The 23,593-nt window shown below is 64.9% G+C and carries 22 protein-coding genes; 13 read left to right on the top strand and 9 right to left on the bottom strand.

Annotated features, from left to right (window positions below; all coding sequences use genetic code 11):
* Positions 1-106: 106 nt before the first annotated feature.
* Positions 107-559 (bottom strand): GNAT family N-acetyltransferase, encoded by a 453-nt coding sequence (locus ASD99_RS03960; RefSeq protein WP_057142826.1) that lies wholly within the window; start codon positions 557-559, stop codon positions 107-109.
* A 256-nt stretch (positions 560-815) separates the two neighbouring features.
* Positions 816-1,568 (bottom strand): pyridoxamine 5'-phosphate oxidase family protein, encoded by a 753-nt coding sequence (locus tag ASD99_RS03955; protein WP_057142796.1) that lies wholly within the window; start codon positions 1,566-1,568, stop codon positions 816-818.
* Positions 1,569-1,573: 5 nt separating this feature from the next.
* Between ASD99_RS03955 and ASD99_RS03950 the strand changes: the two genes are divergently transcribed.
* The 4 genes from ASD99_RS03950 to ASD99_RS03935 all read left to right on the top strand — a co-directional run bounded on the left by ASD99_RS03950 (position 1,574) and on the right by ASD99_RS03935 (position 7,296).
* On the top strand, positions 1,574-3,016 hold the full coding sequence (locus tag ASD99_RS03950; RefSeq protein ID WP_057142795.1) for a PLP-dependent aminotransferase family protein: 1,443 nt from the start codon (positions 1,574-1,576) through the stop codon (positions 3,014-3,016).
* Positions 3,017-3,210: 194 nt separating this feature from the next.
* Complete coding sequence (locus tag ASD99_RS03945; RefSeq protein WP_056591971.1) at positions 3,211-3,663, top strand: (2Fe-2S)-binding protein; 453 nt, start codon at positions 3,211-3,213, stop codon at positions 3,661-3,663.
* 19 nt (positions 3,664-3,682) lie between these two features.
* Positions 3,683-5,989 (top strand): xanthine dehydrogenase family protein molybdopterin-binding subunit, encoded by a 2,307-nt coding sequence (locus ASD99_RS03940; RefSeq protein WP_082583146.1) that lies wholly within the window; start codon positions 3,683-3,685, stop codon positions 5,987-5,989.
* 2 nt (positions 5,990-5,991) lie between these two features.
* A complete protein-coding gene (locus ASD99_RS03935) occupies positions 5,992-7,296 on the top strand; it encodes a c-type cytochrome (protein ID WP_057142794.1) in 1,305 nt (434 codons plus the stop codon).
* A gap of 60 nt (positions 7,297-7,356) precedes the next feature.
* On the opposite strand, the gene ASD99_RS03930 is transcribed toward ASD99_RS03935, so the two are convergent.
* Entirely contained in the window at positions 7,357-9,081 is a 1,725-nt protein-coding gene (locus ASD99_RS03930; protein WP_057142793.1) for a BTAD domain-containing putative transcriptional regulator, read from the bottom strand.
* Positions 9,082-9,230: 149 nt separating this feature from the next.
* On the opposite strand from ASD99_RS03930, the gene ASD99_RS03925 reads away from it, so the two are divergent.
* The 3 genes from ASD99_RS03925 (at position 9,231) to ASD99_RS03915 (ending at position 10,376) form a co-directional block, all read left to right on the top strand.
* A complete protein-coding gene (locus tag ASD99_RS03925) occupies positions 9,231-9,506 on the top strand; it encodes a DUF4242 domain-containing protein (RefSeq protein ID WP_056591963.1) in 276 nt (91 codons plus the stop codon).
* 83 nt (positions 9,507-9,589) lie between these two features.
* Positions 9,590-10,117: a hypothetical protein gene (locus ASD99_RS03920; protein WP_057142792.1), complete on the top strand. Its 528-nt coding sequence runs from the start codon at positions 9,590-9,592 to the stop codon at positions 10,115-10,117.
* Positions 10,118-10,181: 64 nt separating this feature from the next.
* The gene (locus ASD99_RS03915; RefSeq protein WP_056591957.1) at positions 10,182-10,376 is read left to right on the top strand and encodes a DUF1127 domain-containing protein; all 195 of its coding nucleotides are present in this window, start codon (positions 10,182-10,184) and stop codon (positions 10,374-10,376) included.
* Between the two features lie 43 nt (positions 10,377-10,419).
* On the opposite strand, the gene ASD99_RS03910 is transcribed toward ASD99_RS03915, so the two are convergent.
* Positions 10,420-10,914, bottom strand: coding sequence for a hypothetical protein (locus ASD99_RS03910; RefSeq protein WP_244497613.1), 495 nt, complete (start codon positions 10,912-10,914; stop codon positions 10,420-10,422).
* Between the two features lie 126 nt (positions 10,915-11,040).
* On the opposite strand from ASD99_RS03910, the gene ASD99_RS03905 reads away from it, so the two are divergent.
* The gene (locus tag ASD99_RS03905; protein ID WP_082583145.1) at positions 11,041-11,640 is read left to right on the top strand and encodes a DUF922 domain-containing Zn-dependent protease; all 600 of its coding nucleotides are present in this window, start codon (positions 11,041-11,043) and stop codon (positions 11,638-11,640) included.
* Positions 11,641-11,688: 48 nt separating this feature from the next.
* On the opposite strand, the gene ASD99_RS03900 is transcribed toward ASD99_RS03905, so the two are convergent.
* Positions 11,689-13,227, bottom strand: a complete 1,539-nt coding sequence (locus ASD99_RS03900) for an acid phosphatase (RefSeq protein WP_057142791.1) — start codon at positions 13,225-13,227, stop codon at positions 11,689-11,691.
* A 201-nt stretch (positions 13,228-13,428) separates the two neighbouring features.
* On the opposite strand from ASD99_RS03900, the gene ASD99_RS03895 reads away from it, so the two are divergent.
* Complete coding sequence (locus ASD99_RS03895; protein ID WP_057142790.1) at positions 13,429-14,700, top strand: cytochrome-c peroxidase; 1,272 nt, start codon at positions 13,429-13,431, stop codon at positions 14,698-14,700.
* 55 nt (positions 14,701-14,755) lie between these two features.
* On the opposite strand, the gene ASD99_RS03890 is transcribed toward ASD99_RS03895, so the two are convergent.
* Both ASD99_RS03890 and ASD99_RS03885 read right to left on the bottom strand, forming a co-directional pair.
* Positions 14,756-15,814, bottom strand: coding sequence for a Gfo/Idh/MocA family protein (locus ASD99_RS03890; protein ID WP_057142789.1), 1,059 nt, complete (start codon positions 15,812-15,814; stop codon positions 14,756-14,758).
* A gap of 50 nt (positions 15,815-15,864) precedes the next feature.
* A complete protein-coding gene (locus ASD99_RS03885; protein WP_057142788.1) occupies positions 15,865-16,569 on the bottom strand; it encodes an SDR family oxidoreductase in 705 nt (234 codons plus the stop codon).
* Between the two features lie 127 nt (positions 16,570-16,696).
* Between ASD99_RS03885 and gcvA the strand changes: the two genes are divergently transcribed.
* A complete protein-coding gene (gcvA, locus tag ASD99_RS03880) occupies positions 16,697-17,596 on the top strand; it encodes a transcriptional regulator GcvA (protein ID WP_056591942.1) in 900 nt (299 codons plus the stop codon).
* Positions 17,597-17,608: 12 nt separating this feature from the next.
* Here the strand turns inward: gcvA and ASD99_RS03875 are convergent, their stop codons facing one another.
* Positions 17,609-18,226, bottom strand: a complete 618-nt coding sequence (locus ASD99_RS03875) for a helix-turn-helix domain-containing protein (protein ID WP_056592219.1) — start codon at positions 18,224-18,226, stop codon at positions 17,609-17,611.
* Between the two features lie 136 nt (positions 18,227-18,362).
* Between ASD99_RS03875 and ASD99_RS03870 the strand changes: the two genes are divergently transcribed.
* The 3 genes from ASD99_RS03870 (at position 18,363) to ASD99_RS03860 (ending at position 22,338) form a co-directional block, all read left to right on the top strand.
* Positions 18,363-19,496, top strand: a complete 1,134-nt coding sequence (locus ASD99_RS03870; protein WP_057142787.1) for an NAD(P)/FAD-dependent oxidoreductase — start codon at positions 18,363-18,365, stop codon at positions 19,494-19,496.
* 55 nt (positions 19,497-19,551) lie between these two features.
* Positions 19,552-21,156, top strand: coding sequence for an ABC transporter substrate-binding protein (locus tag ASD99_RS03865; protein WP_057142786.1), 1,605 nt, complete (start codon positions 19,552-19,554; stop codon positions 21,154-21,156).
* 84 nt (positions 21,157-21,240) lie between these two features.
* Entirely contained in the window at positions 21,241-22,338 is a 1,098-nt protein-coding gene (locus ASD99_RS03860; RefSeq protein ID WP_057142785.1) for a serine hydrolase domain-containing protein, read from the top strand.
* A gap of 59 nt (positions 22,339-22,397) precedes the next feature.
* Here the strand turns inward: ASD99_RS03860 and ASD99_RS03855 are convergent, their stop codons facing one another.
* A complete protein-coding gene (locus ASD99_RS03855) occupies positions 22,398-23,546 on the bottom strand; it encodes a Fic family protein (protein WP_057142784.1) in 1,149 nt (382 codons plus the stop codon).
* Positions 23,547-23,593: the final 47 nt, after the last annotated feature.

The following is a 23,593-nucleotide window of genomic DNA, read 5'->3' as shown; positions in this document are numbered from 1 at the left end:
ATAGGTCAACCTGACTGACCTATATCAGCTTTCCCCGGCGCTTTGAATAGTGCCTGAGAGCCTTCCGCTATGCGCCAGTCGCTGCCAACGCGGAGCGGCCGCGAAACTACAAGGTCTTCTTGTAGCCGAGATGGCTGCCGGTGAAGCCGAGGCTTTCGTAAAAGCGGTGCGCATCCGTTCGCGACCTGTCGGTGGTCAGCTGGACGAGGCCGCAGCCGCGCGCGCGGCACTCATCGATCGCCCATTCGATCATCTTCCTGCCGATGCCGCCGGAGCGCCTGTGGCCGGCAACCCGAACCGCCTCGATCTGCCCGCGCCAGGCGCCCTTGCGCGACAGGCCGGCAAGGAAGGTGACCTGCAAGGTGCCGATCACCTCGCCGCCCTCCACGGCCACCGCCAGCAGCTGGTTGGGATCGGCATCGATGGCGTTGAACGCATCTACATAGCCTTGCGCGAGCGGCAAGGAAGCGTCCTCGCGGCCCGCGCCAAGTGGATCATCGGCCAGCATCGCGACGATGTCAGGCAGGTCGGAGGCTTGCGCACGGCGGAAGGTGATCATGGTGTCGGGCATATCGCGACGTGCCGGCAGCGGCAAGATTGGATACAATCCTCACCGGGCGCTGGCGCCGTCCCTCATCTGCCTGCCGGCATCTTCTCCCCGTATAGTGACGGGGAGAAGGACGCTGTGTCGGATGATTTCGCCAATCGCCGACGTTGCAGGAAGAACGCCAGCATTGCGGCCAGCCTCTTTCTCCCCGTCACTATACGGGGAGAAATGTCCGGCAGGACAATGAGGGGCGGCACCGCCCCGTAGGCTAAACGTCGCGCTCATACGCCAGCTGCGCCTGCGTCAGCGCCTTATCGAGCCTCTCGCCCTCCGCATAACCCGACAGATTCCGCGGCCGCTCCACGTCAGGCAGCAGCCTCGGACACGGCACGGCAGCCCCTACCACCGTCCGCACCGGGATGACGCCGGCCCACACGGGGTGCCCGTAATCCTCCTCGTCGTCGGCGACGCCCTTGGCGCGCACTTTCGCCGACCCTTCTTCGATGCGCATGCCGATCACGGTCGTCGCCTTGGCTTCCTGCGCCGAGATCGGCCGCAAGGTCGCGCTCCGGCCGGGATAGAAACGGTCGACCACGCCAGCCAGCGCCTTCAGCTTCTCCTGTGGCTCATCGATGATCCGCGCCGTGCCGAAGCACATCGCCGAGCGGTAGTTGGCCGAGTGATTGAAGCCCGAGCGCGCCAGCACCAGCCCGTCGAGGTGCGACACCGTGAGACACGCCGGTGTGCCGCCACGCAGTTGGCGCAGCATGCGGCTGGCCGACGAGCCGTGCCAGTAGAGCCAGTCGTCCTCGCGCCAATGGATGGTCGGCGTGCAATAGGGCTGGCCGTCGAACGTATAGGCGACGTGGCACAGCAACCCGGCATCCAGCACCGCGAACACCGAGGCATGGTCATAGCTGCCACGGTCATGCCGGCGCTTCACCCGGTTGCGCCTGGTGGTCGGAAAGCTGGCGACGCTATCGTTCACGGCTTGCATCCTTATCTGTTGTCTGCCAACCATGCGCCATGGCATTGGTCGGAAAAAGAACCAATCATGGCAATAAAATTCAGACCAATCCGCCGGATTGGTCGGCGCTGATCCCGGTCCTGCCGGGCGACGGCCCGCGCAGCCGCGAGCTGTATGTGGCGCTCAGGCGGCTGATCGAGACCGGCGCGCTCACCGCCGGCGCCAAGCTGCCGACCTCGCGCGATCTGGCCCAGCGCTTCGGCCTGTCGCGTTCGGCGGCCGTCGCCTGTTTCGAAATGCTGATCTCGGAAGGGTTCGCCGTCGCCAGGGTCGGTGCCGGAACCTTCGTCGCGCCTGACGTGCCGCATCTGCCGACAACACTGGTCAAGGCGCGCCCGCCGGAGATCGACGCGGCCACCTCGCTGCCTTGCGGCCTTGGCGTGGCGGTGTCCCATCCGCGCACGCTTGATCTGTTTCGCATCCTTCTGTCGCGTCACCTCGCCCGCCCCGGACCAGAGCATTTCCGCTATGGCGATCCGCGCGGCGGCCTGCCGCTGCGCGCGGCGATATCAACCTATCTGAGAACCGCGCGCGGCGTGCGCTGCGACGCCGGCCAGATCGTGCTGACTTCGGGCACGCAGCAGGGGCTCGATCTCCTGGTGCGCGCCGCGCTTCGCCCCGGCGATGCCGTCTGGCTTGAAAACCCCTGCTATCCCATGGCGCATGCTGTCGTGGCCGGCAGCGGCGCCAAGGCGTTTGGCGTACCGGTCGACGAAGAAGGGCTCGATCCAGAGATCGGCGAAAGCCTGTGCCCAAGGGCGCGCGCGGCCTATGTCACGCCCTCGCACCAATACCCGCTCGGCGTGACGATGACGATGCGCCGCCGCCTCGCTTTGCTCGACTGGGCGCGGCGCAACGATGCCTGGATCATCGAGGATGATTACGACAGCGAGTTCCGCTACGCCGGCCCGCCGCTGACCTCGCTGCAAGGCATGGATGGTTCGGGCCGTGTCGCCTATCTCGGCACCTTCTCCAAGGTGCTCTTTCCCGGCCTGCGCATCGGCTATGTCGTGGTGCCCGAAGCGCTGCTCGATGCCGTGATGGCAGTCAGGGCGCGCTCCGACCGCTTTCCCTCGACGCTGGCCGAAGGCGCGCTGACCGACCTGTTGAACGAAGGCCATTTCGCCGCGCATCTCAGGCGCGTGCGCCGCCGCGTCCAGGCCGCACGAGACGTGCTGGTCGCCGGCCTCGAGGCGCATTGCGGCGACGCGGTCGATGTGTCAGTGCCCGAACAGGGGCTGCACCTGATGGCGACGCTGAAGCGCGCCGGGCCGGATACCGTGATCGTCGAGGCGGCGAAAGCGGCGGGCGTCGGCGCCCGTGCCCTCTCCTCGATGTTCATCGACGGCCCGCCCCGGCAAGGCCTGGTGCTGGGCTTTTCCGGTTTTTCGGACGAGGATCTTTTGGCCGCGACCGTCAGGCTGGGAAAAGTGTTGCGGTAGCGACGGATCGTTGGAACTCTCAGGTGCCGAGCGATGGAAATCGCACGCCAAGGCGACCACGACACGGGGCCGGCTTGCGGCCGCGTGGGAACAGAAGCGACCTCCCTGCCGCTATCGATCAAGAACCATTTGATTGGACTGATCTCGCCAAAGTGTGCCTACTGAGCTGAGATCGGGACAAGAAGGAGCGGCCGATGATTGCCCTGAATGTGAACGGTGAGGACCGCAGCGTCGACGTGCCCGAAGATATGCCGCTTCTATGGGTGCTGCGCGATGTCATTGGCCTGACCGGCACCAAGTTTGGGTGCGGCATCGCCCAGTGCGGTGCCTGCACGGTGCAGCTCGACGGCCAGCCCGTCCGTTCCTGCGTCCTGCCCGTCGCCTCTGTCGGCACGCGGCGTGTCACCACCGTCGAGGCGATCGGTGCGACTGCTGGTGGAAAGAAAGTGCAGCAGGCATGGCTCGACCTCGAGGTGATCCAGTGCGGCTATTGCCAGTCCGGGCAGATCATGTCGGCCTCGGCGCTGCTGGAACGCAATCCCGATCCGAGCGACAGCGACATCGATGCGGCCATGTCCGGCAACATCTGCCGGTGCGGCACCTACACGCGAATAAGAGCGGCCATAAAACAGGCCGCCAAAGCCTGAGGACGAGGAGACAGCCAGCATGAGCAAGCCATTCTCCTCCCCAAAAACAGGCCCCTTCCCTGAGACCGGCGCCTCGCGTCGTGCCTTCCTGCAAGGCGGCGGTCTCCTGCTGGGGTTCGCTTTGCTTGGAGCCGGGGTGAAACCCACCCTTGCCGCCACGGAGCCCGTGGCGGGCGACGTCACCGCGGCCTTTTCACCCGATGCTTTCATCCGCATCGGCACCGACGGCAAGATCACGCTCATCCTTCCCAATATCGAGATGGGACAGGGCACCCACACCGGCGAAGCCACGCTGATCGCCGAGGAACTGGAAGTCGGCCTTGACCAGGTGAGCGTCGTCGACGCGCCGCCCAACGACAAACTCTACGCCACCGCGGCCCTTGGCGGCCAGGCGACGGGCGGTTCCACCTCTATGCGCGCCACCTGGGAGTCGCTGCGCAAGGCGGGCGCCACGGCGCGCATGATGCTGGTTGCGGCGGCGGCCGCGCAATGGTCGGTTCCGGTGTCGGAATGCGGGGCGAAGCTTGGCGTGGTCACGCACCAGCCGACAGGCAGGCAGCTTGCCTATGACGCGCTGGCCGATGCAGCGGGCAAGGAGCCGGTGCCGGCCGACGTCAAGCTCAAGAACCCCAGCGATTTTGAACTGATCGGCAAATCGCTGCGCAGGGTCGACACGGCAGGCAAGGTCAATGGCGCGGTGATCTACGGCATCGACGTGCGCGTGCCCGACATGAAGGTTGCGACCGTATCCGCTTGCCCGGTCCTCGGCGGCACGCTGCAGGATGTCGACGAGAAGGCAGCGCGCGCCATCCCGGGCGTGCGCGACATTGTGCGCCTGCCCAACGCTGTGGCCGTGATCGGCGATCATTTCTGGGCCGCCAAGAAAGGGCTCGAGGCACTCGACATCACCTGGAACGATGGCGCCAACGCCAAGCTCGGCAGCGCCGATATCATGGCCGCCCTGAAGACAGCGTCCGAGCACAAGACGCCGATCATGGCGCGCAAGGAAGGCGACGTCGAAGGCAGACTGAAAGCCGCTTCCAAGACGGTCGAGGCGACCTACCAACTGCCGTTCCTCGCCCATGCGCCGATGGAGCCGATCAACTGCGTCGTGCATGTGCGCGCCGATGAATGCGAGATCTGGGTCGGCACGCAGGTGCCAACGCAGGCGCAGGCCGGAGCCGCGCAGGTCACCGGTTTTCCGCTCAACAAGATCATCGTCCACAACCATCTGATCGGTGGCGCCTTCGGCCGCAGGCTGGTGGCTGAGTCGGTCGCGCAGGCCGTGGCCATCGCCAAGCAGGTGAGCTATCCGGTCAAGGTGATCTGGACCCGCGAGGAGGACATCCAGCACGATCTCTACCGGCCCGCCTACTACGACCGCATCTCCGCCGGCCTCGGCCCGGATGGACTGCCGACGGTCTGGATCGACCATGTCGCCGGTGGCTCGGTCCTGGGCAACTACATTCCCGGCGGCTGGCCGGACGACAAGCTCGACGACGACGCCGTCGAAGGCGCGATCAAGCCGCCCTATGACCTGCCGGTCATCCAGGTCGACTGGGTGCGCCAGGATCCGCCGGTGCCGATCACCTGGTGGCGCGGCGTCGGTTCCACGCACAATGTCTTCGTCGTCGAAAGCTTCATGGACGAACTCGCCCATGCGGCAGGCAAGGATCCCGTCGAGTATCGCCGGGCGCTGACGAAGAACCAGCCGCGCGCGGCGGGCGTGCTGGAACTCGTGGCCGAAAAATCCGGCTGGGGCACGCCGCTTCCGGCCGGCTCGGGACGCGGCATCGCGCTGCACGATGCCTTCGGCAGCTATATGGCCGCGGTGCTGGAAATCTCGGTTTCGTCAGCCGGCGAGATCACGCTGCATCGGGCCGTGGTGGCGGTGGATTGCGGCATCGCCATCAATCCTAACACCGTCGAGGCCCAGATCGAAGGCGGGCTGATCTTCGGTCTCTCCGCCGCGCTCTACAGCGGCATAACGTTCACCAATGGCCGCGTCGACCAGAGCAATTTTCACGATTACCGGATCCTGCGCAACAACGAGGCGCCCAAGATCGAGGTCTATCACGTCAAGAGCCTGGAATCCCCCGGTGGCATCGGCGAGACGGCAACCGTCTCGGCCGCCCCCGTCCTCGCCAATGCGATCTTCGCCGCCACGGGTAAGCGCCTGCGCAGCCTGCCCTTCGACCGCAACCAGTTGAAGAGCGACGGCGCCGACAAGACCAGTGTCTCGATGATGCCGCCGCTCAGCGTGCCCGTATTGGCGGCGCTGGCGACATCAGAGGAAACCGGCGAATCCGAACCCGAGGCGGCGTAACGATGAAACGGCTGGGCCTCATCATTCTCGCCGCTGCGGTGGTCATTGCTGCTGCCGTCGCGGTGTTCCTGCTCAAGCCGGCGTCACTGCCGGACGTGTCCGTGGCACAGGCCGCACTGCCGACCGGCCAGGCGCTGATCGACCGCGGTGAGTATCTGGCGCGCGCCGCCGACTGCGTCGCCTGCCACACCACATCAGGCGGCAAGCCCTATGCGGGCGGCCTCGCCTTCAAGCTGCCATTCGGCACGCTCTACGCGCCCAACATCACTTCCGACAAGGAAACCGGCATCGGCTACTGGAGCGACGCCGAGTTCGTGCGCGCCTTGCATCAGGGCATCGACAGGCAAGGCCACAATCTCTATCCGGCCTTTCCCTATGCCGCCTATGCGCGGATGACCGCGGAAGACGCGCTGGCCATCAAGGCCTATCTCTTCAGCCTCCCTGCGGTGCACGCGGATGCGCCAAAGAACGACCTCGTCTTCCCGTTCAACCAGCGTTACGTCATGCGGTTCTGGAACCTGCTTTTTGTTCCCGACGGTGCCTTTCAGCCGAACACGAGCGAGAGCGCGGAATGGAACCGTGGCGCCTATCTGGTCGAGGCGATGGCCCATTGCGGCGAATGCCACACGCCGCGCAATGTTTTCTACGCGCTCGACAGCGGCAAGACCTTCGCCGGCGCGGAACTGCAGGGCTGGAAGGCCTACAATATCAGTTCTGACAATCGCACGGGCATCGGCAACTGGACCGACGAACAGCTGTTTGACTACCTGTCCAAAGGTCATGCGGAAGGTCGCGGTTCGCCGACGGGCAGCATGGGTGAAGCGGTGGACTACAGCCTGCGCCACCTGACGCCCGAAGACATCAAGGCGATCGTCGCCTATGTGAAAACCGTGCCGCCGCAGGTCAGCAGCGACCAGGCGATCGTCGAGGCCGAACCGGCCACGCTCAAGGCGTCGACTGCCTATGCGCCGTCAGGCGACGCGGCCGCGCAAGGCGGGCTTGGCCTGAAGCTGTTCCAGGGCGCCTGCGCCAGTTGCCACGGCTGGAACGGCGAAGGGCTGCAGACGCCCTACGCCGCGCTGCGCGGCAGCCGCACGGTCAACGACCCCGAGGGGACCAATCTTATCCAGGTCATCCTCAAGGGTGCGCATATGACGACGGCAACGGGCGCACAAAGCATGCCTGCCTTCGCCAACGCCTATTCGAACGTCGAGATCGCGGCGCTCGGCAACTATGTCCTGGCCCATTTCGGCGGCAAGCAATCGGCGGTCACGCCGGCCGATGTGGCCAAGGCGCGGACGCAATGAAACCTTGAGCCCAGGCGGCGCGACGCGCTGACCATGACCGAACAAGGTGTTCCTGTAGCGTCAGTTGCGCTGGGCGATAAACGCGGCGGCGCGCACGACATGAGCATCGCGATGCGTGCGCGCCGCCAAAGCCAGCCATTCGCGCGCGATGGTGTCGGCCGTCTCAGGCCGGTCCAGCTTCAGATTGACGTCCACCTGGCTCGCCAGGATCTCCACCTGCAGCCCGGCATAGCTGTCGGTGTCGCGCATGCAGCGCCGGCGAGCCTCTGCGAGCCACTCCATGGCCGGCGCGAGCGCGTCTTGCGCCGCATAGGTCAGCGCCAGCGCGCGTGCGACGGCCCCTTCCCAGCAGGGATCGTTCATCTGGCAGCTCAGCGCGAAGGCTTCCTCCAGCCGGGGACGCAAATCATTGGGGCGCGCCCGCTGGCGGGTGCGGGATTCGCTCAGCACGGCTACAGGCCATGGTCGAAACGAGATCCAGCGTTGTTCCTCTACCAGCGCCAGGCAGTCGTCCAGCCAGCGATCGGCCTCGTCCAGCCGATCGGCGGCGAGCAGACCCCAGCCGCCAAGCCCAAGCGACCAGATCTCGCGGCGGCGGTTGCCGGCCGAGCGTGCATGCTCCAGAGACAGCGCGTAGTGATCGAGCCCCTCGCCGATCCGGCCCCAGTCGACCAGGTTGAAACCGATGACGGCATGAATGCCGGCCAGGTTTTCGCCACCGCCGGCCAGTTCCAACGCCTGCGAAAGATAGGTGGCGGCCAAGGGCCGCCGCCCCGCCAGCGCCTCGACATAGCCCAGTTCGCGAAACCCCGCCGAGGCGATGGCCGCGTTGCCCGCCTGCCGCGCCAGTTCCGTGCTTTGGCGCAGCAGCACCGAGCCTTCGTCATCATAGCCTTTGACCGAATGCACAAGCGCCGTGCCAAGCTCGAACATGGCGCGCGCCGTCAGCTGCGCGTCCTTGTGTTTCTCCGCGTCGCGCACGGCGCGGCGCAGGCAATCGATGCCGGCATCCACGGCGCCCGCCGAAAGCGCGGCCAGGCCCGACTGCATCAGCGAGGTGACGAAGGCCTGGCGTGAGATTCCGCTGGGCGGCGACGAGATGGTGCGGCGGGCGGCACTACGCAAAGCGGCCGACGGCCTCTCGCCGAGCTCCGCCACAAACACCGCCTCGGTCGCTTCGACATGATCGAGGGCCGCCTGGTAGCGCCCCGCCAAGGCCAGGCTCTTCACCAGCAATATGTGCGCGCCCTCGTCATAGGGGTTGCGCCGGACGCCAAGTCCAGCCAGCCGCGTCGCGCGGCCATGATCCTCGACCGACATGGCACGGATGGTTTCCTGGCGGATGCGGGCTTCGACGATGCCGGCGATGCGCTCGCGCTCGACCAGCAGCCAGGTGGCGAATTCCGGGCTGCAACGGGGCTCCAGCGTGCCGAGCAGCGGCCCGGCGGCCTCGATGTCGAAATCGTCGCGGTCGAGCCGCAGCGCGTCGATGTCCAGATCGTCCGCAAAGCGTCCCTCGATCGGGTCGCCGTTCAGACAATCGGTGCTGTTGAGCGCCTTGCGCAGCGAGGCCAGGCACCAGCGCAGCGAACCCAGCGGATCGACGGTTTCGGGAAACAGCTCCGCCGCCAGCGCGCGGCGATCGAGCGGCGCGCGCGCCAGAACCACGCGCGCAAGCAGCGCCCAGGCCTGATGGCCGCGCACGGGTTGGTTTTGGCCATTCGCATCGAGAATGGCGGGTTCGCCAAGAAGCCTGATCGTACCGCCCACTTTTTCCACCGCCATCCTGGCCCGCTCCGTCCCCGCATGCTGCTTGCGCCACCACCGTGGGACAAAGCGTGTGACCGGCCCCGCCTTGTTTCTTTCGCGGACGGCACACCGGGTCCAACGTCGATCGGATTTATCGGGCCGTCAACCAACAACGGAGACCGACAATGCCGACATTCATCATCGAACGCGAAATCGCCGGCGCCGACAGGCTGAGCGCCAATGAACTCAAGGAAATCTCGGCCAAGTCCAATGAGGTCGTGGCCGGGCTCGGCGTGCCCTACAAATGGCTCACCTCCTATGTCGCCGGCGACAAGATCTACTGTGTGCATGAGGCCGAAAGCGCCGAAATGGTCGAGCGGCATGCCCGCGAGGGTGGCTTCCCCGCCAACAAGGTGACGGAGATCGCCGCCTTCATCGGCCCGCAAACCGCCGGAGCCTGACACCGCGATCGGGACGCGCCTCTGCCGCAACCAACGCGCTCGGACCGGGATGGCCGGTGCGACAGCAAACCCATGGAGTCAACATGACATTCCTGCCCTGGACCCGGCGCCTTGCCGCCCCGATCCTCCTGTCCGCTCTTGCCGTCGCGGCAACGGCTCATGCCCACGACGCCGCTGACGCCGGCGAAACCAATATCCTGGCGCAAAAGGTGCGCGCGACCAACGGCCGGTTCGAGACCGTGGCCACGGCCACCGCCGAGGGTTACGCGCCCATCCCCTGCGCCAGCGGCATCACCGGCGGCGCCATGGGCATCCACTATGTCAACGCGGCCTACTTGAAGGACGATGTCGTCGATCTCTCCAAGCCCGAGGCTGTGATGTACGAGCCGATGGCCGATGGAAAGCTGAAACTGGTGGCGGTCGAATACATCACCTCGAAAGGCCCGGCCTCACTCGAGGGACAGCTGTTCAACTTCAACAGCGCACCCAACCGTTATGGCCTCGGCGCCTTCTACGAACTGCACGTCTGGGCCTGGAAGAAGAACCGGACCGGCACCTTCGCCGACATGAACCCCGACGTGTCCTGCGACGCGATGAAGATGGCCGATTGAGGTCGCGTCAGCTCTTGCCGGCGCGCCCCCGGCAAGAGCTTCGCCCTGCATTTTCGAGGAAGCCATGACCGAAACCGAACGCGTCCTGATCAGCGCCCGAGAATGGCGCCTGCCGTTAACCTTGCTGGCACGCCTGCTGCGCCGCTGGCGCCACCGTCGCGACCGGCGCCATCTGGAAACGATGCCGGACTTCATGCTCAAGGACATCGGCATCAGCCGGTCCGAAATCGACTATGTCGCGGCACATGGCGAGACATAGAGACCGCGTCATGCCAGGCGTTGGCGATGGCGAAGGATCCCTGTCAATCCCCATCGGCGGGCTGGGCCTTGCCGCACTGCGCCAGCACCTTGCCGATGGCAGCGCTCGAACCCTTCAGCGGAAAACTGGCCTGGCCGTATTTGGCCGCACTGACGCTGACCTCGCCTTTCCCGCGCAACAGGTCCAGCAACGGATCGGCTTTCGGCAGATTGACCACGAAGTAGTTGTACATGGCCTCCAACTGCAGCGTCTTGGTCGCCGTCTTGCCGTCAGCCTTGAACTCGAACGAACCGCTGATGCCGGGCTCCAACTGCTGGCCTGTGGCGCCTAGATCGTAGCTCAGCACCGGCGTGTCGAAACAGATCAGCATCAGATGCGCATCGCCTTTCGGCCCGCCGCAGACCGAGGCGGTCAGCACGCTGCCGCCTTCGTCTTCCTCCATCTTCGCACTCCAGCCGCCGCAGGACGCGGCAAACGCCGGCTGCGCGGCCTGCACGACCGCTACCACACCGGCGACGACTAGATATCCAGCTCTCATGACTTCCCCCCAAGTGACTCCCTCTAGGGCATTTGCAGCACCAGCAGGCATTCTATAGGAAAAGCTGTCCTGTGGCATTGCCCGTCGCGGCGATGTCGCCCGGTCCTGATTTTGCGGAGAGCGGTGTTGAGAGCCTGTGTTCGTCTGTGTCTTCTGCTGGCCGTCTTGCTGGCCTTGCCGCTGGCCGCCCATGCGCAGTGGAAGCCGGTCGAGAAGATCGAGCCCTACGCCATCTCGGGCCAGTCCGGCGCCGAACTCTACCGCTCGATCGGCGAGAACGGGCCAAAGCTCGGCATTGCCCGCGCCATCGCCTACACCAATTTCAAACTGACCTGGGGGGTCAGGGACTACAAACCCAGCGGCGAGGACTGCATACTTACGGCGGGACGGCCAAAACTGATCATCACCTACACATTGCCAAAACCCTCCGGCTCGCTGCCGCCTGCCGTCCGGAAGAACTGGGATGTGTTCATCGCCGGCGTCAGCGCCCATGAGAAGGTGCATGGCGCCAGCATGGTACAGATGGTCCACGACATCGAAGCCGCGACGGACGGCCTGAAGATTGCCGATGATCCCAAATGCAGCAAGACCAGGGCCGAAGCGGTTCGTCGGCTCGACGCGATCTCGAAGGCGCGGGTTCAGGCAAGCCGCGATTTCGACCGCGTCGAATTCGGCAACGGCGGCAATCTGCAGAAACTGGTTTTTTCCCTGGTGACCGGCCCTTGAAACAGGCCGCCGCGCCTTTGCGACGCGGCGGCCTGTTTTGAAGCCCACCTACCGGCTGAGATCGAGAGCCGCGCTCAGGTCGCCCATCGGCGGCTGGTCGTTGTTGCGCAGCGCCTTGTCGCGGGCGACGATGCCGGACAGCACCGGCAAATCGTAGCGCGCGGTGATGAAGCGCAGGATCGACGTCGTGTCGTATTGCGTGTGGTCGACCGTGCCCATCTTGGCATAAGGCGAGACGATGAAAGCCGGGACGCGGTTGCCCGGCCCCCAACGGTCGGCCTTCGGCGGCGCGACATGATCCCAGAAGCCGCCATTCTCGTCATAGGTGACGACCACCAGCATGTGGCTCCATTGCGGGCTCTTCTCGAGATGCGAGACGAGGTCGGCGAGATGCTGGTCGCCGCTCGCGACATCGGCATAGCCGCCATGCTCGTTGAGATTGCCTTGTGGCTTGTAGAAGCTCACCGAAGGCAGCTTGCCGTCGTCGATCGCCTTGATGAACTCGGCACCATCCAGGCCGCCGTCGCGCAGATGCTCGGCCCGCGCGGCAGTGCCGGGCGCGTAAGCGGCGAAATAGTTGAACGGCTGGTGGTGGAACTGGAAGTTCGGCACCGGCGTCGCGTTCTTGCCGTCGAGCGTTGCCTGCCAGGCGCCGGCATACCAGGCCCAGTCGACGCCCTTCAGCGACAGCAGGTCGCCGATGGTGATGTCGTGCTGCGGCGGCAGCGTGGTCGGCTGCGCCGGATCGGCCAGTGCCTTGTCGCCGCCCTCGACCGGCTTGTTGGCGCTCGGCTGATAGGGCGGCTGCATGGTGTTGACGGCATAGAAGTCGGGCGTGATGGCGCCGTCATTGACGAATTTCGGTGCGCCGCCAAGTGCAGAGGCCGGCGAATTGTCGGCCACCTTCAGCGTCTTGCCGTCCGCCTCGACGACGGCGATCTGCCCCTTCACCGGGCTGGTGTCGGCGTGCGGATAGACCGGCGCGCAGGCACAGGCGAGCTGGAAATGGTTGAGGAAGGAGCCGCCGAAGGCGCCCTGGAAGAAATTGTCGGCCAGAACGTATTTCTTCGCCACCGCCCACATCGGCAGCACCGATCCGTCATAATGGCCCATCACGAGGCCGCCGGAATCGGCCCAGGCGACGAACTTGTCGTTCTTGCCCGCGTCGATCTGCATCTGCTCCTGATAGAAGCGATGCCAGAGGTCGCGTGTGACGACGGAGGTTTTCTCGTTGAAGCCGCTGGCATCGTCGATGGCGAAGCTGGCATTGGTGAGATGCGCCGACTGCGCCTCGGTCACCGGCGGCGTCACCCCCTTGGCGGTCAGCCCGCCCCAGGCAGGCGGCAGTTCGGTGAGCGGCTTGCCGTCGCGGTCGAGCTGGCGCGCCTGGTCGGCGGAGACGTTGGCCAGGCCGTTGGCGCCGGGGAAGCCGCCATAGAGATTATCGAAGCTGCGGTTCTCGGCATAGATGACGACGACGGTGTCGATCTTGTCGTAGCCGGGCGGCGCGGCGTTGGCAGCAGCGGTGAACGACGCCAGCGCCGTCGAGGCGAGGCAAAGCGAGGTGAGAAGCGTGAGCCGCGTCATGGGAAGTCCTCATGGCTGGGGGGATGGCTAGAGGGAGCAATGCATGGCTGGGGGCAACGGCCATGGCTGCAAAGGCTAAGTCGATGCCTTGTCACCTTTGTGACATTTGCGCTGCCGGCGAACACGGTTGCGTGAGCGGATGGACCAGTCATCAATCTGTTGCAGTGCGAACCTAATTCCGGAGCAAACTGGATTGAACCCATGACAACAGGAGGATGGAAAAGCCTGATGATCGCGGCCGCCGCGACATCGATATTCGGCTTTGCCGTGCCCCTGCCGGCGACCGTTGTTCGCGCCGGAACCGGCAGCGTCCATCCCGGGCCGATGTCGCGGGCGGACGCCTTCGCACGCGCCGCCGCCCTGACTGCGATTGGCCGGAAAATGTTCTTAGACCCATCGCTGTCTGCCTCCGGCAAGCAGGCCTGCTCGTCCTGCCATGACCCGCACCATGCCTTCGGCCCAGCCTCGGCGGCACCCGTCGAAATGGGCGGGCCGCATCTCGACCAACACGGACTGCGTGCCGTGCCCTCGCTGCGCTATTTGCAGGCGGCGCCGGCCTTCACCGAGCATTTCTACGATTCCGAGGATGAAGGCGACGAGAGCGTCGACAATGGTCCAACCGGCGGCCTCACCTGGGACGGCCGCGCCGACCGCGGCAGCGACCAGGCGAAGATCCCGCTGCGGTCGCCGTTCGAGATGGCCAACAAGGATGCCGCCGCCGTCACGTCCGCCTTGCGCAAGGCGGCCTATGCCGACGACTTCAAGGCCGCCTTCGGCGACAACGTTCTCGACCATCCGGACGACGCCTTCGACGCCGCCGCCGAGGCGCTTGGCACCTTCGAGCAGAGTGCGCCCGACTTCTATCCCTATTCCAGCCGCTACGACGCCTTCCTTGCCGGCAAGACGACGCTGTCGGCGCAGGAGTTACGCGGTCGCGCGCTGTTCGAGGACGCGGCCAAGGGCAATTGCGCCAGTTGCCATCTCAGCGAACCGGCCAATGACGGCGAGCCGCCGCAATTCACCGATTTCGGCCTGATCGCCGTCGCCGTGCCGCGCAACAGGGCGATTCCCGCCAACGCCGACCCCGCCTATGTTGATCTCGGCCTGTGCGGGCCACTGCGCACCGACTTCAAAGGCCGAGCCGACTATTGCGGCCTGTTTCGCACGCCGACGCTGCGCAATGTGGCGCTGCGCAAAAGCTTCTTCCACAATGGCTACTTCCATTCCTTGCGCGACGCGGTCGCCTTCTACGCAACGCGCGACACCGATCCCGGCCGCTGGTACCCGAAAGACGCCGACGGCACGGTCAAGCAATATGACGATTTGCCAAGGGCTTACTGGGCCAACCTCAACCAGGACCCGCCCCTCGGCAAGAAGCCCGGCGACAGACCGGCGCTGAGCGACCCCGAGATCGACGACATCGTTGCGTTTCTGCAGACGTTGACGGATGCGGATCAAGTGCCAGGGCACTGAGGACGGGGCAGGTTTTGCACCGACATGGCATTCAAAGCCTTCGCGGGTCGAGGAACTACTGCGTATCCGCACTCGCCCGCAGCTCCGCGCGCTTCTCATCCGACACCACTGCCAGATCCAGCACCTTCTGCAATTCGGCGGCGTGGCGGAAGGACGGTTCGGCCTGCACACCGGTTCGCACCGCATCGACAAAGCGCTGGTAGTTGGTTGCCACCGTGCCGGCCTCGAGCTCTTCCCATTTGGCGTTCTCGACATTGTCACCGACGCAGGCCTTGAGCGCCGAGCCGTCGAGATTGTGCACCACTTCGATGCCGCCTCTGTCGCCATAGATGCGCAGACGCAGCTCGTTGAGATGGCCAGTGGCCCAGCGGCTGGCATGCACCACGCCGAAGGCGCCGTTGGAAAAATCCAGCGTCATGGCGAAGCTGTCATTGGCGTCGAGCCCGTAGTCGCCGATGCGGTTGCCGGGCGCCTTGTCGAAGGCGCGCAGCCGGCAGAAGACATGGTCGATGTCGAGCGCCGCACCATAGCTGGCGAAGTCGAGGATGTGGATGCCGACATCGCCGAGCACGCCGTTGGAGCCGTGGCCGCGCGACAGGCGCCAGAGCCATTTCGGATCGGTGCGCCAGTCGCCCCAGAACTTCGACACCAGCCAGCTTTGCAGATAGGACGCTTCGACATGCCTGACCGTGCCGATTTCGCCCGCCTGCACCATCTGGCGGGCCTTCTGCAGCGCGGCGACATTGCGATAGGTGAGGTTCACCATGTTGACGATGCCGGCGGCCTCGGCGGCATCGGCCATTTCGGTGGCCTTGCCGAAGTTTTCGGCCAGCGGCTTTTCGCACAGCACCGGCTTGCCGGCGGCGATCAGCGACATGGTGGTCGGGTGGTGGATGCGATCCGGCGTGACATTGGCCACCGCGTCGAATTCACCCCAGTTCAGCGCCTCCTCCAGCGCGGTGAAGCGGTTGGGAATGTTGAAGCTGTCGGCGAATTCGCCAACCCGTGCCGGATCGACATCGACAGCACCGACAATGTCGACGCCCTCGATGGCGGCGAATCGACGGGCATGTTCCTGCGCCATCCAACCGGTGCCGAGTATCAAAAGCCGCATTTTTTGCTCCTTGGGCCGAGAGGTCAGAATCGACCTCCCGGCCGACGCCCTCAAATAGCGCGGATGATGCCCCCGTCGACACGAATGTTCTGGCCGGTGATGTAGCCGGCGCCTTCCGACGCCAGGAAGGCGATGGTCGCGGCGATCTCTTCCGACGTGCCGTAGCGCTGCATCGGCACGCTGTCGCGGCGCTCCTCGGTGGCTGGCAGGCTGTCGATCCAGCCGGGCAGCACGTTGTTCATGCGCACATTGTCGGCTGCATAGGTGTTGGCGAAGATCTTGGTGTAGGCGGCCAGGCCGGCGCGGAACACGGCCGAGGTCGGGAACATCGGGCTCGGCTCGACCACCCAGGCCGTCGAGATGTTGATGATGGCGCCGCCCTTCTGCTTGACCATCTGCGGCGCCACGATGCGTACCGGCCGGATGACGTTGAGCAGATAGACGTCCATGCCGGTGTGCCATTGCTCGTCGGTGATTTCCAGGATCGGCGCGCGCGGGCCGTGGCCGCCGCTGTTGACCAGCACGTCGATGCGGGCATAGCGCTCGAGCGTGAGGTCGACCAGGCGCTGCAAATCGTCGTTCGACTGGTTGGAGCCGGTGACGCCGAGGCCGTCCAGTTCCTTGGCCAGCGCCTCGCCCTTGCCCGAGGAAGACAGGATGGCAACCTTGAAGCCATCCGCCGCCAGCCGCTTCGCCGCCGCCGCACCCATGCCGCTGCCGCCGGCCACGACCACAGCTACTTTTTCTACACTCATTGGCTTTTCCTCTCAGGGTTGGCGGGCACCGCAAGCGGTGTTTTCGGGAGTTGAGCGTTGATATAGCTGGTTTTCTCCTCGGGTTCGAACCAGAATGCCTGAAATCAACCTGTAGAAAAACTCCTGCATGCCCGAAGCCTTCCTCAACCTGCCGCCGTTGAATGCGCTGCGCGCCTTCGAGGCCTCGGCGCGTCATCTCAACTTCCGCATCGCGGCCGAAGAACTCAACGTCACGCAAGGGGCGGTGGCCCAGCACATTCGCGGGCTGGAGGCTGATCTCGGCACAAAACTGTTCGAGCGGCTGCCACGCGGCCTGGCGCTGACCGATGAGGGCCGCGCCTATGTCCCCAACATCCGCCGCGCCTTCGACCTGATCTCGGAGGCGACGCTGCTGCTTCGTCCCCAGCCGGCGCGGCTGACGATCAGCGTGACGCCGACCTTCGCCACCAAATGGCTGATCCCCAGGCTGCAGGATTTTGTGACGGACAATCCGCTGGTAGATCTGCGCGTCCTGGCCAGCGAAAGCCTGTCGAGCTTTCAGGCCGACGGTGTCGACATCGCGGTGCGCCAGGGCCGCCCCCCCTTCGGCGCCGGCCTGGTCGTCGACCTGTTGTTTGCCCAGCAGATCATCGCCGTCTGCAGCCCTGCCCTGCTGCCGCACGGCGCCAATGAAATCGCCGCGGCTGAAATCCAGCACCACGTGCTGCTGCACGATGCGCACAATCTGTGGCCGGAATTCATGGAAAAGGCGGTCGGCCTGAAGATGAAGACCGAGCTGAAACGCATGCGCTTCAACCAGACGGGCCTGGCCATCGACGCAGCCGTCGCCGGCCAGGGCATTGCGCTGGCCAGCCGCTTTCTCGTCGCCGCCGACCTCGCCGCTGGCCGCCTGGTTCAGCCCGTCAGCGGCGAAATGCGCGGCACGCAGGATTTCTATGTCGTGATGCCGAGAAAGCAGCGGCATCCAGAACCGACACAAGCCGTGCGGCAATGGCTGCTCGATGCCGGAGAAAGGCCGCCGGTCTAGATCGGCTCGCCCCTACCCCTCCACCGTCTCCAGCACGCTCAGCAGCGTGCCTTCCATATCCGGCTCGTCGCCGGAGCAGACGCACAGCATCTCGGCGTCGCCCTCGCCGACCGAGAGGTAGGCATGGCCCATGGTGGAATCGATGTAGACGCTTTCGCCCTGTTTCAGCCGCACCGGCGCGTACTGGTCGGTGTGCAGCTCGATCTCGCCCTTGAGCACGATCAGGAATTCCTCGCCGGCATGCTTGGTCAGTGGGCCGAACTCCTGCGGTGTGCGGGCGCGCGCATAGGCGTGGATCGGCACCATGCGCTTGCGCACCAGATCGGTGGCCAGATAGCGGTAGTCGTAGTTGCGGGTCAGCTGGCGCAGCGTGTTGGACTGCGAGGTCACCGAGCGACGGGTGCGCGCTGACGGCTGCTTACGGTCGCCGTTGAGCAACTCGGTGACATGGATGCCCAGCCCTTCGCAGATCTGCAGCAGCTTGTCGTAGCTCAGCGACATCTGGTCGTTCTCGACCTTGGATAGCGTCGAGACCGCAACGCCTGTGAGCGTGCTGACCTCCTGCAAGGTCCAGCCATGCGTTTTCCTGAGGCCGCGCAGGCAATCACCGAGGTTCGGTTGCTCCGACATCGTCAGCTCCATGGCGCGGCGATCACGCCGCCTGTCATTCCTAGGTAGTCGAACTCCCTGCCGCTATCAACAACGCTAACTATTTTCTTATACGCTAAATATTGACTGGATGCGAAATTATTTCTATCCCTAGTGGATGCAATCGAAGTCCCCCCAGAAAATCGTCGTCATCGGCGGCGGCATTGCCGGCCTCTCGCTGGCGGCAGCCGTGCAGCCCTGGGCCGAGGTCACCGTGCTCGAGCGCGAGCCGCAACTCGGCTACCACGCCAGCGGCCGCTCGGCGGCACTGTTTTCCGAAACCTACGGCAATGCGCTGGTGCGGGCGCTGTCGCTGGCCAGCCGGCAGGCGATCATCGATGGCGGCTTCGCCGCCCACCGGCGTGGCGCGCTGCATGTCGGCGGTGTCGAAGACAGTGCAGCCGTCGACCGCATGGCGGCCGAGATGCAGGCGCTGGTGCCCAGCGTTCGGCGCCTGTCGGCCACGGAAGTCACCGCGCTGGTGCCGGTCATCGCCACGGCAACCACCTGCGGCGGCGTGCATGAACCCGGCGCGCTGGATGTCGACACGGGAAAGATGCTTGCGGCTTCAGCCTCGGCGCTGAAGGCCGGCGGCGGCGTCATCCGCACCAGCGAGGAAGTGCTGGAGATTTCCCGCATCGCAAACGGCTTTCGCGTCGCGACCAATGCCGGTGCCTACCAGGCCGATATCGTCGTCAACGGCTCCGGCGCCTGGGTCGATGCCGTCGCCGGGCTGGCCGGTCTCTCCGGTCTCGGCTTCCGGCCGAAGCGCCGCACCGCCTTCCTGTTCGATCCGCCCGCCGGGACCGACATCAGCGCCTGGCCGCTGGTGGTTGACCTGCACGAACAGTTCTACTTCAAGCCGGATGCCGGCAGGCTGATCGGCTCGCTCGCCGACGAGACCGATTCCGAGCCCTGCGACGCGTATCCGGAAGACATCGACGTCGCCATCGCCGTCGACCGCATCGAACAGGCGACGTCGCTGCGCATCGGCCGTCCGTCGACGCCCTGGGCGGGCCTGCGCACCTTTTCGCCCGACCGCACACCGGTCGTCGGCTTCGACCCGCGCCTGCCCGGCTTCTTCTGGCTCGGCGGCCAGGGCGGCTACGGTTTCCAGGTCTCGCTGACGCTGGCGCGGCTGGGTTCGGCGCTGCTGCACGGCCAACCCCTGCCGGACGATCTCACAGCGCGCGGCGTCACCACGGCGGCGCTGGCGCCTGACCGTTTCCTCGCCGCGGCGGCGACGCCATGAAGTTCACCGGCCTGCCCTTCTCTCAACCCATAAAGTGTCATCAGGAGCGTTTGCGATGAAATCCACCGTTCTGCGCGCAGTGCTTACCTCGTCCCTGCTGGCCTCATCCGCCCTTCTCGGCGGGCAGGCTTATGCCAAAACCCTGGTCTATTGCTCGGAAGCCAACCCCGAGACCTTCAACCCGGCGATCGGCACCGCCGATTCCACCATGGATGCCGCCGCCAAGACGATCTTCAACCGGCTGGTCGAGTTCAAGCCCGGCACAACCGAGGTCGGCCCGGCGCTGGCCGAAAGCTGGGAGGTCTCGGCCGACGGCAAGACCTACACGTTCCATCTCAGGCACGGCGTGAAATTCCAGTCGAACGACCATTTCACGCCCTCGCGGGATCTCAACGCCGACGACGTGCTCTACACCTTCAACCGCCAGCGCGACGCCAACAATCCCTACCACAAGCTCGGCGGCGGTGCTTACGAGTACTTCAATGCGCTGGGCATGGGCACGCTGATCGACAAGATAGACAAGGTCGACGACTACACCGTGCGCTTCACGCTGACGGCGGCCAACGTCACCTTCCTGCCCGGCATCGCCCTCGACTATCTCTCCATCCTGTCGCTGGAGCAGACCGAAAAGATGGTCGCCGCCGGCACGCCGGAACTGATCGACTCGGAACCCGTCGGTACCGGCCCGTTCGTGCTGCAGGCCTATGTCCCCGACAGCCAGATTCGCTACGCCGCCAATAAGGATTACTGGCGCGGCGCGCCGAAGATCGACACGCTTGTCTTCGCCATCACGCCCGAGCCGACCACCCGCGTCGAGCGCCTCAAGGCCAATGAATGCCAGGTCGCCGCCCCGCCGCCGCCCAGTGCCGTCGCCGATTTGCGCACCGATCCCGACATCACCGTGCTCGACCTCAAGGGCCAGAACATCGGCATTCTCGGCTTCAATGTCGAACACCAGCCGCTCGGCGACGTGCGCGTGCGCATGGCGCTGGCCAAGGCCGTCGACCGCAAGGCGATCGTCGACGCCGTCTATGCCGGCGCCGGCACAGTGGCCGGCAGCGTCGTGCCGCCGGCACAGATCGGCGCCGTCACCGACGCCGGCATCGACTATGATCCGGATGGCGCGAAGAAACTGCTGAAGGAAGCCGGCCACGAAAGCGACCTGAAAATCAGCCTGTGGGCGATGCCGGTGTCGCGGCCCTACAATCCCAATGCCAAGCGCATGGCCGAGATGATCCAGGCCGACTGGGCGAAAGTCGGCGTCAAGGCCGAGATCGTCAGCTTCGAGTGGGGCGAATATCTCAAGCGCACCGCCTCGGGCGAACAGGACGCCTACCTGCTCGGCGGCAGCAGCGACAATGGCGACCCCGACAACATGCTGAGCTACCTGCTGTCCTGCGACGGCGTGAAGGGCGGCTCGAACCGCTCGCGCTGGTGCGATCCGGCCTTCGAGAAGCTTCTGCAGGACGGCCGCGTCGCCGCTGATGCGAAGCACCGCGCCGACATCTACGCCAGGGCGCAGGCGATCCTGAAAGTCGAGGTGCCGGTGGCGCCGATCGCCCATTCGGTGGTGGCGATCCCGATCCGCAAGAGCGTGCTCAACTACGTGCTCGACCCCTTCGGCCGGCAGAATTTTGCCGCGGTCGACGTGGCGGAGTGAAGCTTGGCGGCCCTGCCCTCGGGTTCGGCTCGAGGGCGCACCGACATGTATGAAACCAGCAATTTAGCGGCGAAAGCAGAATCCATGCGTGAAGACCTGAACGCCCTCCTGAATACCTATCTCGCCGACGGCGCGGTGGGCGCCTCGCTGGCCTACTCGACAGGCGCCGCACCAACCGCCCTCACCGCCGGCCTCGCCGACCGGGAGCATGGCGTTGCCGTCTCGCCCGACCGCCTGTTCAAGATCGGCAGTTGCACCAAGACCTTCGTTGCCGCGGCCCTGGTCAAGCTCGCCCAGGACGGCAAGCTCGATCTCGGCGCGCCGATCGCCTCCTGGTTTCCCGACCTGCCGGGTGCCGGCGCCATTTCGGTGCGCCAGTTGATCAACCATCGCAGCGGCCTGCCGGAGTTCGAATATTACATTCCGATGGACCCGAGCCGGCAGTGGACGCCGCAACAGCTGGTCGACATCGCCTTCGCTTCCGACAAGCAGAAGGCGCCGGGCGGTGCCGCCGTCTACAACAACACCGGCTATGTGCTTGCCGGCATGGTGATCGAGGCTGTCTCCGGCCAGCCGCTGGGCGGCTACGTCAGAAGCGCGGTGCTGCAGCCGCTCGGCCTGACAAACACGTGGTCGCCGGCCACCGAGGCCTTTCCGGAAAAGTCGATGGTGCGCGGCTACTACCACCGGCCGCCGCCGGCGGCGAATGCGCCCACCGACATCGCCTCGGGCGGCGAGATGTGGCGCATGGACGGCGTGCTGCCCTATTCCGACGACTTGCAGGATTCTTCCGATTCCTTCCCGTTCGGCGCCGCCTATGGCTGCGGCGACATGGTGTCGACGCCGTTCGACATGGTGAGCTTCATGCGCGGCCTGTTTTCCGGAAAGTTGCTGTCGCGGCCCTTCTTCGCCGAGATGTTCGAAGGCCGTGTGCCGGCGAGTTTCCCCGGCACGCGCATGCGCGAAACCGGTGCCGGCATGTTCCAGAGCGCCTATGCCGACCGCGCCTTCTACGGCCACCAGGGCAGCATTCCCGGCTACGTCGCCGTCATGCTGCACGACCCGCTCTCGGGGCTGACCATTGCCATGACCAGCAATGTCGGTTCCGGCAACCGGCTGTCCTTCCAGGCCAGCGGCTTGCATCCGGTGGTCGACAAGGCGATCCAGATCATTCTGGGGTGATGACCTCCAGCAAGGAGGTATCGATCGGCAGCTTTCACAGAGAGATAAGACGGCGGACGTCAGCTACCTCTGCGTCTTTCAAAGAGCTGGAGGTATCGTTCGAACACGAAAAGCCGATTGCGCCTTTGGCCCGTCACCTCAACCAGCACACCGTGGCTCATGAAATCAGCAATCAACGACGTGGCTGTGTTTGTCGTCGTATCCAGCAGAACGGCGACGCCTTTCACGTCAATCAACGGTCGTTTGTAGAGATGCCTTACAAGCCGTTGCGCGTTTCCTTGACGGCGATGACTGAAACGCGGCAGCGTTTCGCGCTCTATCCGCTCCTTAAGCACCAGAATCTGGCGAAACACATCGGCGGACGCACGCGCCGTCTCTTCAACTCCGTAGAGGAAGAAGATCAACCAGTCGCGCATGTGGTTGCCTTCGCGCACTGCCATAAGGTGATCGATGTAGGCGGTCTTGTTGCGTTCGAAATAATCCGAAAGGTAAAGCGCCGGTTTGACAAGGAGACCCTGCGAGGCAAGGTAAAGTGAGATCATAAGGCGGCCCAACCGGCCGTTGCCGTCTAGGAACGGATGGATGGTCTCGAATTGATAGTGGGCAATCGCGATGCGGATCAGCGGCGGCACGCGCAGGCTGTCGTCGTGGATGAATTTCTCCATGTCGCTCATAAGTTCAGATACGTGCTCATGATGCGGGGGCACGAACACAGCGTTTCTTAAGCTTACGCCAATCCAGTTCTGACTGGCTCGAAATTCGCCAGGCTGTTTGGTTTCGCCGCGCACACCTTGCATGAGGATGGCGTGTGTTTCTTTCAGAAGCCTGTTGGAGAAAGGCAGGCGGTCCAAACTGACAATGGCGCTATTGATCGCCTGGATGTAATTCTGCACTTCGCCCCAGTCGTCGCGTGCTTCCGGAGACAGGTCCTCCATCTGCTTGAAGGCGTCCTCGATATTGGTCTGGGTACCCTCGATGCGGCTCGATTGCGTGGCCTCCTTCGCGACATACATACTGATGAAGAAATCAATGTCAGGGACGAGTTGCGCGAACGCGTTCAATTCGCCCAAGGCACGGTCGGCTCGACCAAGGACGTCTATAACTTCAGGGTCGGAGACTATCCAGGGATGGTTGATCGAGGTCGGCACGAAACTGCGGTACTCTAATCGCTTTTCATAGCGCCCCGCCCTATAGGTCGACAGTTCCATATTTCAGAAAATACCCTCATTTCTGCAATAAGAAAATCCATATGTCA

The sequence above is a fragment of the Mesorhizobium sp. Root695 genome, from assembly GCF_001428185.1.
GTDB lineage: Bacteria > Pseudomonadota > Alphaproteobacteria > Rhizobiales > Rhizobiaceae > Mesorhizobium.
The sequence above is the reverse complement of the archived record's forward strand: the minus strand, read 5'-3'. Positions and strand labels throughout refer to the sequence as shown.